The sequence below is a fragment of the Sphingopyxis sp. SCN 67-31 genome (genome assembly GCF_001725095.1).
Genome location: NZ_MEFH01000059.1, coordinates 14,411 through 28,680, shown reverse-complemented (window position 1 = coordinate 28,680; position 14,270 = coordinate 14,411). Strand labels below are relative to the sequence as shown.

Genomic DNA, 14,270 nt, shown 5'->3' with positions numbered 1-14,270 from the left:
CCGACCTTTTCCACCGGAGTCTCGCATCATGACCGCAACCGATCCCGTCGTCTTTCTTTCCTATGCCCGCACCCCGATGGGCGGCATGCAGGGCGTGCTGTCGGACGCCAGCGCGACCGATCTGGGCGCGACCGCGGTCAAGGCGGCGGTCGAGCGCGCCGGGGTGAAGGGCGACGATGTCGAGCGTATCTACATGGGCTGCGTCCTCCCCGCCGGGCTGGGCCAGGCGCCGGCGCGGCAGGCGGCGATCAAGGCGGGCCTGCCCAAGTCGGTGCAGGCGACCACCGTCAACAAGGTGTGCGGTTCGGGCATGCAGACCGTGATCATGGGCGCCGAGGCGCTGGCGGCAGGCAGCATCGACCTGGTCGTCGCGGGCGGCATGGAATCGATGACCAACGCGCCCTATCTGCTCAAGAAGCATCGCTCGGGCGCGCGGATCGGCCACGATACCGCCTATGACCATATGTTCCTCGACGGCCTCGAGGATGCCTATGAGGCGGGCCGCGCGATGGGCACCTTCGCACAGGACACCGCCGACGCCTATCAGCTCAGCCGGCAGGCGCAGGACGATTATGCGATCGAATCGCTGAAGCGCGCGCAGGCGGCGATCGCGGGCGGCGCCTTCGCCACGGAGATTACCCCGGTGACGCTGAACACGCGCAAGGGCGAAGTCGTCGTCGACACCGACGAACAGCCCGGCAAGGGCAACCCCGACAAGATTCCGACGCTGCGCCCCGCTTTCGCCAAGGACGGCACGATCACCGCCGCGACCAGCTCGTCGATTTCCGACGGCGCCGCCGCAGTCGTTCTGACGCGCCAGTCGGTCGCCGATGCGAAGGGCGCGAAGCCGGTCGCGAAGCTGGTCGCCCACGCCGCACACGCGCAGGAGCCCAAGGATTTCACCGTCGCCCCGGTCGGCGCGATCAACAAGGTGCTCGAAAAAGCGGGCTGGTCGATCGCCGATGTCGACCTGTTCGAGGTCAACGAGGCCTTCGCCTGCGTCGCGATGTTCGCGATGCACGACCTGGGCATTCCGCACGACAAGATCAACGTCCATGGCGGCGCGACCGCGCTCGGCCACCCGATCGGCGCGAGCGGCACGCGGATCATCACGACGCTGATCGCGGCGCTCCAGCGTCACGGCAAGACGCGCGGCATCGCGAGCCTGTGCATCGGCGGCGGCGAGGCCACGGCGGTGGCGGTCGAACTGGTCTGACAGGGCATAGACTTCGTCTTTGCGACCCCCGACCTGATCGACATATATATCCTTAAGGCAAGTAGGGGCCTGTTCCCCGGCGAAAGCCGGGGTCCAGATGGCATGGCACCGCCCCGCATGGACCCCGGCTTTCGCCGGGGACCGGTTGCCGGTCGAAAAGGGATAATTGCGGGGCTGATCCGGGGGGAAGCAATTCAGAGGGGCGGCCGCCCGCTCTGGATTGCCGCGGCGCTTCGCTCCTCCCGCCATTCGACCGCGACAAACTGCGACACTGATGAGCCGAAGATAAACGCGGCATTCCGGGTTCGTTCAAACCGACTCGCCTAATCCTTTCCCTGTCATCGGGCAGATCCCCTCCCCCGTGACCGATCAAAGGAATGGCACCATGAAGAATAAAATTCTCACCGCCGGCCTGATTGCCGCGATGATGGTTCCCGCGATGGCGCAGGCCCAGACCCACGAACTGCGCCGCGACCGGCAGGACATCCGCTATGCGCAGACGCACGGCAACCAGCGCGACGTGCGCGATGCGAAGCGCGAATATCGCCAGGACGTCCGCGACTGGCGCCGCGACAATCGCTATCAGAACTGGCGCGCCCCGTTCAAATATCAGCAGTTCCGCGCCGGTTCGACGCTGCGTTCCAACTATTACGCGCCGGCCTATCGCCTGAATTACGACAGCCGCTGGGGCGTGCCGCGTGCGGGCCGCAACCTCGCCTATGTCCGCCACTACAACGACCTGTTGCTGGTCAATGTGCGCAGCGGCAAGGTGATGAAGGTTTACCGCAACCACTTCCGCTGGCGCTGATCACCGGCGGGCGGGCGAAGGGTCGGGCGTTCGCGCCCGGCCCTTTTTCCTTGTCCTGACCGAGAAGGTCAGGCCGGAAGGGTCGAGGGCGCCGGCAGCGGGGCCTTGCCGCCGACGGCTTTGGCAACCGGCCGGAGCCACGGGCGGCGCACCAGCCGACCGGCCGCGATCAGCGCCGCCGCGGCAAGCGCGATCCCCGCGAGAACGTCGACCAGATAATGCGCGCCGTCGATCGGCGTCGCCAGCAGCATCAGGCCCGCCCACAGCATCCCCGCCCATCCGGCACGGCCCAGCTGCGCAAATCCCCAGATGAAGATCGCGCCGAGCGCGGAATGATAGCTGGGAAAGGTGATGATCCCCTCGATCCGCGTCACGTCGATCAGCCGCAGGCTGCCGTCGCGCAGCCCCGTCAAGTCGGCGTAGTGGACGACGGCGGCCGCGGGCCGGAGGTTCGGCAGATCGCCGGGACCGAGGTTCAGGTGGATATAATTGCCGACCGCCGGCGTCAGGCCCGAAAGCAGCACCGCCGCCAGCCCCGCGAGGATCGCGGCGCATATCGCGATCCGCATCTCGCGCAGCCGGTTCGTGGCGGTCAGCGCGAGCACCATTACCAGAAGCTGCGGGATCATGCTGACATAGGCCCAGCGATAGAGGGTGGCGAGCGTCGGATGGTCGTTGACCCAGCGCGCATAGCCGAGCCAGTCGAAGCCGAGCGCCAGGTCCCAGCGCTGAAGCCGCGCATCCCAGAGCGCCCCGCCCTGCGCGGCGACCAGATAGCTGAGGATGCCGCCGACGATCGAGAAGAGGATGATCAGCATGACCGACGTGACCAGCGCGGCAAAGGCCGGGCGGACGCGATAGCGGGTATAGAAGCGGTCGGTGGTCCACAGCAGGCCGATCATCGCGGCCGATCCGCCGAAGCCGTTCGCCGCGAAAGCGAAAGGCGCAGCAAGTTGGAAAGCGATCAGGAACAGCAGGCAGAGCCCGATGAGCAGCCAGGACGCGTCGTCGAAACCCTGTGATTCGGGTTCACGATGGAGGGATGCGCTCATGGTCCGCCTGTTAGCGGCACGCGCATAAAATTCGATTAATGGCGGCCCCGATCGACCGCACGTGCGCGAAAATCAATCGCCCCAGATATGGGCGGTTTCGATCCAGCCGCGACGACCCTTGACGTCGAAGCGGCACCAGCCGTCGCGGCAATCGCTGATCCGGCCGACGACGCCGGCTTCGGCACGATAGGCGACGGGCGCGGATTCGTTCGGCGATTCGCGCATCGGGCGGGTTCCGCCGGTGACGATCGCGGTGCGCGTCCGGCTGAGCAGCCGCGCCGCCATCCAGCCGCGGGTGCCGTCGGGGTCCTCGACCTTGCGCCACAGTTCGTGCCGCGCGATCACCTTCACCGGCAAGTCCCTGCGGCGATATTCCCAGATCACCGGCACGTCGGGCGACGGCCCCTTGCGCATCCGCGCCTCGTCGACGCTGATCGAGGCCCAATAGGGCAGTTGCGGGTCGGACTGGGCGGCGGCGGGGCCGACGACGGCCACCAGCGCCAGCACAGCGAGAATCTGGCGGCTTTTCATGGCCGATGCCTTGTCAAACTCCGCCCGCTTTTTCAACCGCTCGCGGCATGCGCGGCACGGTTCGTCCGCAGGCTTCGTCGCGCCCGCCCCTCTTGACCCCTTCGCCGCGGCACGCTCTATCGACGGTCATGTCCGATTCCTCCCGTCCCCGGCGCCCGCGCGTCATCGTCACCCGCCAGCTCATGCCGCACGTCGAAGGGCGCATGGCCGAGCTGTTCGACGTCACCCTTTCGGCGCGCGACCGCGCCTTCACGACCGACGAACTGCGCGCCGCGGTGCAGAATTGCGACGTGCTCGTTCCGACGGTGACCGACCGCATCGACGCGGAGATCATCGCGGCGGCGGGCGAGCGGCTGAAGCTGATCGCCAATTTCGGTGCCGGCGTCGACCATATCGACCTGGCCGCGGCGCGCGCGAAGGGCATCATGGTCGCGAACACCCCCGGCGTGTTCACCGAGGACACCGCCGACATGACGATGGCGCTGATCCTGTCGGTTCCGCGCCGGCTGGCCGAGGGCGAGAAGCTGATGCGGTCGGGCCGCTGGGAAGGCTGGGCGCCCAGCACGATGCTCGGCCGCCGCGTCGGGGGCAAGCTGCTCGGCATCATCGGCATGGGGCGCATCGGGCTGGCGGTCGCGCGCCGCGCCCGCGCCTTCGGCCTGTCGATCCACTATCACAACCGCAGGCGTCTGCCCGAAGCGATCGAGGACGAACTGGGCGCGAGCTATCATGCGAGCGTCGACACGCTGCTGCGGATCAGCGACGTGGTGACGATCCACTGCCCGCACACCAGCGAGACGCACGAGATGGTGAACGCGGCGCGGATCGCGGCGATGAAGCCGACAGCCTATCTCATCAACACCGCGCGCGGCGAAATCATCGACGAAAAGGCGCTGATCGCGGCGCTGAAGAGCCGCCGCATCGCGGGCGCCGGGCTCGACGTCTATGCGCAGGAACCGGTGGTCGATCCCGAGCTGCTGACGCTCGACAATGCGGTACTGCTGCCGCACCTCGCCTCGGCCACGATCGAGGGGCGCGAAGCGTCGGGCGAAAAGGTCATCGCCAATATCCGCGCCTGGGCCGACGGCCACCGGCCGCCGGACCAGGTGCTGGAGGGGTGGGTGTAGTTTCCCAACGGGCGCGTTGAGCCGCTCTGGATTGCTTCGTCGCTTCGCTCCTCGCAATGACGGAGTTTCGTAACGCACCGTCATTGCGAGCGAAGCGAAGCAATCCAGAGTGTCACTCGCTGCCGTCGAGAATGTCAGGCCACAAATCGCGCCAGAGCGGATTTTCCGCCTCGATCAGCGCCAGTTTCTTCGCGCGGCTGCCAGCTTTAAGTTGCTTTTCCCGCGCAATGGCAAATTCATGGTTGCATGAATTTCAAACCACATAAGCATCCCGCAATCATAACGACCGGAAAAGCCGCCCAATCCTTCGCGATGCCGCCACACGCGCTGCGCCAAGTTCGAGGTTACGCCAGTATACAGCGTCCCGTTGCGCCGGCTCGCCATGATATAGACCGCCGGCTGACGTTCGCGCATGGTCTTATCCCAATAGAACCTCATCATTGCAAACGCAGCGAAGCAATGACGGGGACATATTCAATCCCCCGTCAGGATGCGGTCCACCAGTTCCTTCACCGTCGGGGTGAAGTTGTTCGAGTAGAAGGGGTCGGTCTTGAAATTGAACGCGGCGTGGCCCGCGAACATCAGATTCTGTTCGACGTCGCCGCCGTGCGCGATGTCCTGCAGCGTCTTCTGGATACAGAAGCTGCGTGGGTCGGCGAGATAGCCGGTCGAATAATCGTCATGGTCTTTCCACGACGAGAAGCCGCAATGCGACAGGCAGCCCATGCAGTCGGCCTGGTCCTTGCGGATCGTGGCCTTGTCGGTCTCGGTGACGAAGACCACCGTGTTGTCGGGCGTCTTGAGCGCGGTGGTATAGCCTTCGGCGACCCAGCCCCGCGCGCGGTCGCGGTCGTGCGGGGTGACCCAGAAATTCTTGCCCTTCACCCCGGCGTCGAGCTGGACGACATGGTCGCCCGCCTGCTGCTTCGAGTACGGAATCTGACGTTCCGAGCGCGCCTCGAGGTCGCGCAGGAAGAGGTTGCGCACCGCGCTCGAATAAAAGCCGGTGGGCGAAAAGCGGTGGAGCAGCACGTCGCCCTCTTCGAGGGTGCGCAGGCGATCCTTCCACGCCTGCGGGATCGGGCTTTCCTGCGTCAGCAGCGGCCGCGTGCCGTACTGGAAGACGATCTGGCCGAGTTCGGGATTGTCGATCCAGTCCTCCCAGTCGCGCAGATACCAGACGCCGCCCGCCATCACGATCGGCACGCTGTCGGCGATCCCCTCTGCGCGCATCGTGTCGCGCAGCGCCTTGACGCGCGGATAGGGATCCTCGGGCTTCAGCGGGTCCTCGGCATTCGACAGGCCGTTGTGGCCGCCGGCGAGCCACGGGTCCTCGTACACCACCGCCGCCATCAGGTCGGCGACCTTGTTGTAGGCGCGCTTCCACAAGGCGCGGAAGGCGCGCGCCGACGAGATGATCGGCAGATAATGGACATTGTGCCGCGCCGCGATCTCGCTGAGCTTGTAGGGCATGCCCGCGCCGCAGGTGACGCCGGTGACGAGCCCCTTTGTCCGTTCGAGCACGCCTTCGAGCACGCGCTGCGCCCCGCCCATTTCCCACAGGACGTTGATGTTGATCGCGCCCTGGCCGCCGGCGATGTCGTGGGCGCGCGTCACCTGCTCGACCGCGCCGTCGATCGCATATTGCACCAGCTCGTCGTGCCGCTCGCGCCGCGTCAGCGCGCGATAGACTTGCGGGACGATCTTGCCCTCCGCATCATAGCTGTCGGCGTTGACCGCCGAAACCGTGCCGATCCCGCCCGCTGCAGCCCAGGCGCCGCTGGAGGCGTGGTTGGTCGCCGACACGCCCTTGCCCCCCTCGACCAGCGGCCAGACTTCACGGCCGCCGTAAAGGATGGGCTTCAAACCTTTGAACACTCTATACCTCTTTCTCTCGGCCAACCGCCTGCTCGGCCCCGGCCCCCATTTTCCGTTTCCGTAAGCGGAAGACGGCCCCCTTTGTCAATCGATCGCGACCCGTTCGCCGCCGAACAGGCCATATCCACCCAGCGGTCGAGCATAAAGCTTTTCATAGGCCGCGACCATCGTTGATTCGTCGAAGCGTTCGGCCGCCGCGCGCCGATTCGCCGCGCCGACGGCCGCCCGCAATGCGCCGTCGCCCGCCATCCGCGCCAGTGCGGCACGAAACGCGCTTTCGTCGCCGGCGACGAACGGCCGGTTCGCGTCCGACACCATCGCCGCGACGTCGCCGACATCGGGGCTGACGACGGGAAGCCCCGCCGCCATCGCCTCGATCACTGCGATCGGCGCCTGTTCGCTGAGCGACGACAACGCGAGCAGGTCGAAATGGCCGATCCAGCGCGCCGGCTGCGCCATGAAACCGGGCATGACGAGACGGTCGGCGATGCCGCACGCCGCCCCCTCCGCGGCGATCGCGTCGCGATCCGGCCCCTCGCCGACGATCGCGAGCCGTACGTGCGGCGGCAGCGCCGCCACCGCGCGCACGAGGCGGGGCAGGTCCTTTACCTTGCGCAGCCCGGCAACGGTGCCGATCACCACCTCGCCCTCACGCCGGACGAGGCCGGGGATCGGCACGTCCGGCGCGCGGCCATAGGCGGCGACGTCGATGCCGTTGCGGATCAGCCGGGTGCGGTCGGCAACGCCCCATTCGGCGGCGGCGATCCGCTGGAGCAGCGTCGATGGCACGACCAGCGCCTCCGCCGAACGCAGCGCAAGGCGACGGAACAGATTGCGCTTCCGGTTGCGCCGCGTGCTTTCGTCCTCGTTGAACCCGTCCTCGTGATGGATCAGGCCCGGCAGGCGACGCCGATGGAGCCGATGCGCCATCACCCCGTCCATGGCGCCCCAATTGTAGCTGAGCGCGAGATCGAAATCCTGCAAGTAGCGCGCGATCTCGCGGTAGCGCGCCAGCGACGGCCGCCCGGCGAGCGACGGCGCGTCGGCGGGGAAACGCACGTCGATGCCCGGCGCGATCGCGTCGCGCGCGCCGAGCGCGCCGGGCACCGCCGACAGCACGACGTGCCGCGCGCGATCCTCCATCAGGTTCATCAGCCGCACCGCCCGCGCCTCCTTGCCGCCCAGCGAAAAGCTGGAGTGGAGGTGGACGATGCGAACCGGACGATCGCGCGCGATCGCGGGGCGAACCGGACGCTCGCGCGCGATTGCGGGCCGGTCCTTCACGCCGCGGGCAGGTCCGCGATCCACGCGTCGATCGCCGCGCGCGCTTCGGGTTCGTCCATCGTCGGGGCATGGCCGACGCCGGGCACCTCGACCAGCCGCGCGCCCGGCAGGGCCGCCGCCATCTTCGCGGTCGCGCTTCCCGCCAATATGTCCGACAGCGCCCCGCGCAGGATCAGCACCGGCGCGTCGCCGAAGGCGCGATAGGCGGGCCACAGGTCGACCCCGTCGCCGGCGGGCAGGCGCAGCGGCGCGGCGATCTGCTTGTCGTAATCGGCGACGATCCGCCCCTCCGGGGTCAGCCGATGGGTGCGCTTGGTCAGCCGCAGCCAGTCGTGGATGCCATAGTGCGGAAAGACCGCGTGGTTCAGGTCGCGGAACGCGCGCGCGGCGTGCATCCACGTCGGCTGGCTGCCCCCCACGCCGATATAGTCGCGGATGCGGTCGAGCCCGGCGCTTTCGAGTTCGGGCCCGACATCGTTGAGCAACGCGCCGGCCAGCCGCCCCGGCAGGCTCGCCGCCATCAGCATCGACACCAGCCCGCCGAGCGAGGTCCCGACGGTCGCAAAGCGCCCGATCCCCAGTTCGTCGAGCAGCGCCACCATGTCCTGAACATAGGTCAGCGGGACATAGGTCATCGGGTCCTTCGCATAGGCGCTTTCGCCGCGCCCGCGGAATTCGGCGACGATCACGCGCCGCCGCGCCGCCATGTGCGGCGCCACCGCCTCGAAGTCGCGGGCGTTGCGCGCGAGCCCCGGCATGCACAGGATCGGTGGCAGCGCGGCCGCCTCCTCCGGGCCGGGATAGAGGCGCGCGTGCAGCCGGACGCCGTCGGCCGACCACCAATAATGGTCGTCCCACTCGCGGCGATGATCCTGTCTTGCCAAAATGGCGGGTCCCCTTCCTGTCCGCACGGACGCCCTGCTGCGTCTATCGCCAACCCGGCGCGCCGCGCAAGCCATCCCGCGCCGCCGCCGGTTGCCGCGGGCGGCTTTCACCGATAAGAGGCGAGCGACCATGAGCGAAGCCCTGCTTTCCTTCGAACCCGCCACCGGCACGGAGCTTTGGCGCGGCGCGATCAGCGATGTCGACGCCGAGGTCGCGATCGCCCGCCGCGGCTGGCCCGAATGGGCGGCAAAACCGCTCACCTTCCGCTCCGAAACGCTGCGCCGCTTCGCCGACCGGGTGAAGGCGGAGGGAGAGACGCTCACCGACCTGATCGCGCGCGAGACCGGCAAGCCATTGTGGGAAGCGCGCACCGAAGTCGAATCGGTCGCGAACAAGGTCGACATCTCGATCAAGGCCTATGCCGAACGCACCCCCAACCGCCGCATCGAGGGCGCGATGGGCCTGCGCAACGCGGTGCGGCACAAGCCGCACGGGACGCTCGCGGTTCTCGGCCCCTATAATTTCCCGGCGCATCTGCCGAACGGCCACATCGTCCCGGCGCTGCTTGCGGGCAATTCGGTGCTGTTCAAGCCGTCGGAAAAGACCCCGGCGGTCGGCGCGAAGCTGGTCGAACTGTTCCACGAAGCGGGGGTACCGCAAGAGGTGCTGCGGCTGATCGTCGGCGGCCCCGATCAGGGCAAGGCGCTGGCGGGGCACGAGGGCATCGACGGGCTGCTGTTCACCGGATCGGCACGGACCGGCGTCGCGCTGAGCCGCCAGTTCGCCGGTCAGCCGGGCAAGATACTGGCGCTCGAAATGGGCGGCAACAACCCGATCGTCGCATGGGACACCGCGGACATCCGTACCGCCGCCATCCTGATCGTCCAGTCGGCCTTCCTCAGCGCCGGGCAGCGGTGCAGCAACGCGCGGCGGCTGATCGTCCGGGACAGCATGGCCGACGCGCTGATCGAGGAGGTCAAGGCGCTCGCAAACCGGCTGATCGTCGATCATCCGCACGCCGACCCCGCCCCCTATATGGGGCCGGTGATCGACAATGAGGCGGCCGACGGCCTGACCGAGAGCTTCCTGATCCTGATGTCCAACGGCGGTCAGGTCGTCCGCCACATGACGCGGCCGGTCGAGGGTCGCCCCTTCCTGACCCCCGGCATCATCGACGTGACCGACATGCGCGAGCGCCCCGATGTCGAACTGTTCGGCCCGCTGCTCCAGGTCATTCGCGTCGACAGCTTCGAGGCGGCCATCGCCGAGGCGAACAACACCCACTTCGGCCTGTCGGCGGCGCTGATCGGCGGCAACCCGCAACTTTACGACCAGTTCTGGGCCAATGCCCGCGCCGGCGTCATCAACTGGAACCGGCCGACCAACGGCGCCTCGTCCGCCGCGCCCTTCGGCGGCATCGGGCTGTCGGGGAATCACCGGCCGAGCGCCTTCTACGCCGCGGACTATTGCGCCTATCCGGTGGCGTCGTCCGAAAGCGACGCGATGCGCGCCTCGATCGGCATCGGCCTGCGCGATCCCGAAGGGTCGAAGCTGATCCGCAAGGGTTTTCTCTGAGCGCGGGCCGATCCCGCGATTGACAGAAATGAAGCCACGGGCTACATCGTGCGCGTGAAGCCCATCGCCTACACCCGGTCCGCCATCAGGACGCTGGGCCGTATGCCGGCGAATACGGCGCGATTGATCCGGTCGAAGATCGAACAATATGCAAGCGATCCCGCATCGCTGGCGAACAATGTCAAAGCTTTGAAGGGGCGCGACGCGGTCCGCCTTCGCGTCGGCGACTGGCGTGTGATCATGGAAGACGGGGTCGTTGTCGCGGTTCTGGAAATCGGCTCGCGCGGCAGCATCTATGAGTGAAGGACGATGGCGTGAACAAGATGGTGACGATCCCGCAAGACGAATATGACCGCCTTCGCGAAGCGGCGGAGGAGCTAGTCGACCTTCGCGCCTATGATCGGGCGAAGGCGCGTCTTGATGCAGGCGAAGACGAGCTGGTTCCCGCCGAATATGCCGATCGCATCCTTGACGGCGAAAATCCGCTTCGCGTCTGGCGCGATCTGCGCGGATGGACCCAGCAGGGCCTGGCACAGGCGTCGGGCGTCAACCGGGTCCAGATCGCCGATATCGAATCGGGCCGAAAGCGGGGATCGGTGGAAACCATAGCGCGGCTGGCACGCGCGCTGCGCGTCGAAATGGAGGATCTGGTGCGAGGCTGAATTTCAATACGCAAATTTTGCTTCACCCCAGCAAAAAAAGCCTGCTTTGCCATCTTTCGGGCCGACGGCCACACCGGCGGCATGGACAAGCATCCTCTCCCCCAGGGCAAGCTGTGGCTTGTCGGCGCCGGTCCGGGCGATCCGGACCTGCTGACGCTGCGCGCGGCGCGCCTTCTCGAAAGCGCCGACCTGATCGTTCACGACGGGCTGGTCGGTGCGGGCGTGCTCGCGCTGATCCCGCCGCACGTCGAGCGCATCTCGGTCGCCAAGCAACGCAGCCGCCACACGATGAAGCAGGAGGCGATCAACGCGCTGCTGATCCGCGAGACGCGCGCGGGGCGGCGGGTCGTGCGGCTGAAGGGCGGCGACCCCTTCATCTTCGGGCGCGGCGGCGAGGAACTCGACGCGGCACGCGACGCGGGCATCGCCTGCGAGGTCGTTCCCGGCATTACCGCCGCGGCGGGCTGCGCCGCTCAGGCCGGCCTCCCCCTCACCCACCGCGAGGATGCCAGCGCGGTCAGCTTCGTCGCCGGTCAGTGCAAGAATCTGACCGATCAGGACTGGTCGGGTCTCGCGGGTCACGGCCGCACCCTCGTCATCTATATGGGGCTCGCGACCGCCTCGGCGATCGCCGACAAGCTGATCGCAGACGGGGTCTCGCCCGGCCTGCCGGTCGCGGTGATCGAGCGCGGCACCACCGCCGATGCGCGCGTGCTGCGCACCCTGCTCACCGACCTCGGCGATCTCGTCGCGCGCGAACGGGTCGCCAGCCCCGCGCTGATTATCGTCGGCAAGGTCGCGGCGCGCGCCGACGCGCTCGACTGCCTCGGCACACCGGGACTGATTGCTTCATTGAAGGATATGGCATGCGACTCTTGACCGGAAACGATCTGAAGACGGGCGCCGTGATCTGGTGGACCGGCCGCGGCTGGTCGATCCATGTCGAGGACGCCGCCGATGTCGGCGAACACGGCGAGGCGATCCTGTCGGCCGAGGATGGCGCGCGCCGCGTCAACGGCGGCTATCTGATCGACGCGGTGGACACCGCCAAGGGACCGCGCCCCGCGCATATCAAGGACCGCATCCGCGCGCGCGGCCCGACCGTGCGCCCCGACCTGACATTGAAGCCCGCCGATCCGGTGGCCGGCGACTGGGTGATCTGACATGTACAAATACGACCAATATGACCGCGCGATGGTCGATGCGCGCGTCGAGGAATTCCGCGACCAGACCCGCCGCCGCATCGCGGGCGACATGAACGACGACCAGTTCAAGCCGCTGCGGCTCAAGAACGGCCTCTACCTCCAGCTTCACGCCTATATGCTGCGCGTCGCCATTCCCTATGGCACGCTCAATTCGACACAGCTTCGCAAGCTTGCCGAGATCGCGCGCAAGTATGACCGCGGCTACGGCCATTTCACGACGCGCCAGAACCTCCAGTATCATTGGATCAAACTGGAAGATGCGCCCGACATCCTCGCCGAGCTGGCGACGGTCGAGATGCACGCGATCCAGACCAGCGGCGAGAGCATCCGCAACATCTCCGCCGATCAATATGCGGGCGCCGCCGCCGACGAGATATGCGATCCGCGCCCCTGGGCCGAACTGCTGCGGCAGGCGACGACCTTTCACCCCGAATTCAGCTATCTGCCGCGCAAGTTCAAGATCTGCGTGATCTCGTCGCCGGCCGACCGCGCGGCGCTGCGCTGGCACGATTGCGCGCTGCGCATTGTCCGCAATGAAGCGGGCGAGGAAGGCTTCGAGGTCTATGCCGGCGGCGGCATGGGGCGTACCCCCTTCATCGCCTACAAAATCCGCGATTTCTGCCCGGCGTCGCAGATATTCTCCTACCTCCAGGCGATATTGCGCGTGTGGAACCTCCACGCGCGGCGCGACAACATCCACAAGCAGCGGATGAAGATTCTCGTCCACGATCTGGGCGAAGAGGAGTTCCGCCGCCAGGTCGAGGAAGCGTTCCAGCATTTCCTGACGCTCGGCACCGACTTCCCGCAGGCCGAATATGACCGCATCGCCGCTTATTTCGCGCCGCCGCCGTTCGAGGCGGGCCTGTCGGAGGCCATCGACCGGTCGGACCCCGATTTCGCGCTGTGGGTCGATCACCAGACCGTGGCGCACAAGGCGCCCGGCTATGCGATCGTCAACGTCAGTCTCAAGCCGATCGGCGGCATCGGCGGCGACGTCACCGCCGAGCAGATGGAGGCGCTCGCCGACCTCGCCGAACGCTACAGCTTCGACGATCTGCGGGTGACCCACGCCCAGAATGTCGTGCTGCCGCATGTCCGCAAACAGGATCTGCATGCGGTGTGGCAGGCGTTGAAGGCGGCGGGGCTCGCCGACGCCAACCTCGACCTCGTCACCGATGTCATCGCCTGCCCCGGCCTCGATTATTGCACGCTCGCCAACGCGCGGTCGATCCCGGTCGCGCAGAAGATCCAGCAGCGCTTCGCCGACATGGATCGCCAGCGCGATCTAGGCGAGCTCAAGATCAAGATTTCGGGGTGCATCAACGCCTGCGGGCACCACCATGCGGGGCACATCGGCATCCTCGGCGTCGACCGCAAGGGGACCGAGAACTACCAGCTGCTGCTGGGCGGATCGGGCGCGGAGGACACGACGCAGGCGAAGATCACCGGCCCCGGCTTCGACGAGGACGGCGTCGTCGATGCGGTCGAGCGCGCGATCGAGCGCTACCGCGAACTGCGCACCGGGGACGAACGCTTCCTCGACACCTATCGCCGCGTCGGCCTCGACGCCTTCAAGGAGGCCATTTATGGCTGATGCCCTGCGTTTTCGGAATGACGAGCCGGTCGAGGAACCCGCGGTCACGCTCGACGCCTTCCTCGAACAGCCCGACGCCAGCGCGGTGCGGCTCGAAGCGGGCGAGGACCCGCGGCGGCTGATCCCCGAACTCGGGCGGGTGAAGCTGGTCGAACTCGGCATTCCCCGCTTTCGCGACGGCCGCTGCTTCACCGCGGCCCGCATCCTGCGCGAGGCGGGCTATGAGGGCGAGATTCGCGCCGAAGGCGACGTGCTCGTCGACCTCGTCGCCTTCATGCGGCGCTGCGGCATCGACAGCTTCGCCCCGCACAGTCCGCTCAACCGCGCCGACGTCGATGCGTCGCTGCGCCGGTACGATCATGTCTATCAGCATGCGGCGGACGGCGCGGTGCCGATCTGGAAACTGAGGCATGGCTGACACCTCGAAACTCCCGTTCGCATCGAACGAAGTCG

General features: G+C 67.4%; 15 protein-coding genes and 1 pseudogene. 10 read left to right on the top strand and 6 right to left on the bottom strand.

Going from position 1 to position 14,270, the window contains the following annotated elements; translation table 11 throughout:
* Positions 1-28 precede the first annotated feature (28 nt).
* Positions 29-1,216 carry an acetyl-CoA C-acyltransferase gene (locus tag ABS88_RS11230; protein WP_286749796.1) on the top strand — a complete coding sequence of 396 codons (1,188 nt, stop codon included), beginning with the start codon at positions 29-31 and terminating at the stop codon, positions 1,214-1,216.
* A 385-nt stretch (positions 1,217-1,601) separates the two neighbouring features.
* On the top strand, positions 1,602-2,024 hold the full coding sequence (locus ABS88_RS11225) for an RcnB family protein (RefSeq protein WP_067110026.1): 423 nt from the start codon (positions 1,602-1,604) through the stop codon (positions 2,022-2,024).
* 68 nt (positions 2,025-2,092) lie between these two features.
* Here ABS88_RS11225 and ABS88_RS11220 read toward each other — a convergent pair whose 3' ends face one another.
* Together ABS88_RS11220 and ABS88_RS11215 are read right to left on the bottom strand one after the other, a co-directional pair.
* The gene (locus ABS88_RS11220) at positions 2,093-3,076 is read right to left on the bottom strand and encodes a phosphatase PAP2 family protein (protein ID WP_286749792.1); all 984 of its coding nucleotides are present in this window, start codon (positions 3,074-3,076) and stop codon (positions 2,093-2,095) included.
* A gap of 72 nt (positions 3,077-3,148) precedes the next feature.
* Complete coding sequence (locus ABS88_RS11215; protein WP_067110053.1) at positions 3,149-3,607, bottom strand: SH3 domain-containing protein; 459 nt, start codon at positions 3,605-3,607, stop codon at positions 3,149-3,151.
* 128 nt (positions 3,608-3,735) lie between these two features.
* On the opposite strand from ABS88_RS11215, the gene ABS88_RS11210 reads away from it, so the two are divergent.
* Complete coding sequence (locus ABS88_RS11210) at positions 3,736-4,734, top strand: 2-hydroxyacid dehydrogenase (protein ID WP_212597271.1); 999 nt, start codon at positions 3,736-3,738, stop codon at positions 4,732-4,734.
* A 112-nt stretch (positions 4,735-4,846) separates the two neighbouring features.
* On the opposite strand, the pseudogene ABS88_RS11205 reads toward ABS88_RS11210, so the two are convergent.
* The 4 genes and pseudogenes from ABS88_RS11205 to ABS88_RS11190 form a co-directional block, all read right to left on the bottom strand.
* Positions 4,847-5,148, bottom strand: a pseudogene (locus ABS88_RS11205) (GIY-YIG nuclease family protein).
* 60 nt (positions 5,149-5,208) lie between these two features.
* Positions 5,209-6,612 carry an NAD(P)H-dependent flavin oxidoreductase gene (locus ABS88_RS11200; protein WP_286749788.1) on the bottom strand — a complete coding sequence of 468 codons (1,404 nt, stop codon included), beginning with the start codon at positions 6,610-6,612 and terminating at the stop codon, positions 5,209-5,211.
* A gap of 84 nt (positions 6,613-6,696) precedes the next feature.
* The gene (locus tag ABS88_RS11195) at positions 6,697-7,848 is read right to left on the bottom strand and encodes a glycosyltransferase (protein WP_286749836.1); all 1,152 of its coding nucleotides are present in this window, start codon (positions 7,846-7,848) and stop codon (positions 6,697-6,699) included.
* A 44-nt stretch (positions 7,849-7,892) separates the two neighbouring features.
* Complete coding sequence (locus ABS88_RS11190) at positions 7,893-8,780, bottom strand: alpha/beta fold hydrolase (RefSeq protein ID WP_286749786.1); 888 nt, start codon at positions 8,778-8,780, stop codon at positions 7,893-7,895.
* A 130-nt stretch (positions 8,781-8,910) separates the two neighbouring features.
* Between ABS88_RS11190 and astD the strand changes: the two genes are divergently transcribed.
* The 7 genes from astD (at position 8,911) to ABS88_RS11155 (ending at position 14,235) form a co-directional block, all read left to right on the top strand.
* Positions 8,911-10,356 carry a succinylglutamate-semialdehyde dehydrogenase gene (astD, locus tag ABS88_RS11185; protein ID WP_286749784.1) on the top strand — a complete coding sequence of 482 codons (1,446 nt, stop codon included), beginning with the start codon at positions 8,911-8,913 and terminating at the stop codon, positions 10,354-10,356.
* A gap of 48 nt (positions 10,357-10,404) precedes the next feature.
* Positions 10,405-10,659, top strand: coding sequence for a type II toxin-antitoxin system RelE family toxin (locus ABS88_RS11180; RefSeq protein WP_234002626.1), 255 nt, complete (start codon positions 10,405-10,407; stop codon positions 10,657-10,659).
* A gap of 20 nt (positions 10,660-10,679) precedes the next feature.
* Complete coding sequence (locus ABS88_RS11175) at positions 10,680-11,018, top strand: helix-turn-helix transcriptional regulator (protein ID WP_156483067.1); 339 nt, start codon at positions 10,680-10,682, stop codon at positions 11,016-11,018.
* An 81-nt stretch (positions 11,019-11,099) separates the two neighbouring features.
* Positions 11,100-11,897, top strand: coding sequence for a uroporphyrinogen-III C-methyltransferase (gene cobA / locus ABS88_RS11170; protein ID WP_286749782.1), 798 nt, complete (start codon positions 11,100-11,102; stop codon positions 11,895-11,897).
* Entirely contained in the window at positions 11,885-12,181 is a 297-nt protein-coding gene (locus ABS88_RS11165; protein WP_067110003.1) for a DUF2849 domain-containing protein, read from the top strand. Before cobA ends, ABS88_RS11165 begins: the two co-directional genes overlap by 13 nt.
* A 1-nt stretch (position 12,182) precedes the next feature.
* Complete coding sequence (locus ABS88_RS11160; RefSeq protein ID WP_286749779.1) at positions 12,183-13,817, top strand: nitrite/sulfite reductase; 1,635 nt, start codon at positions 12,183-12,185, stop codon at positions 13,815-13,817.
* Positions 13,810-14,235 (top strand): DUF934 domain-containing protein, encoded by a 426-nt coding sequence (locus ABS88_RS11155; RefSeq protein WP_067109996.1) that lies wholly within the window; start codon positions 13,810-13,812, stop codon positions 14,233-14,235. Before ABS88_RS11160 ends, ABS88_RS11155 begins: the two co-directional genes overlap by 8 nt.
* Positions 14,236-14,270 lie beyond the last annotated feature (35 nt).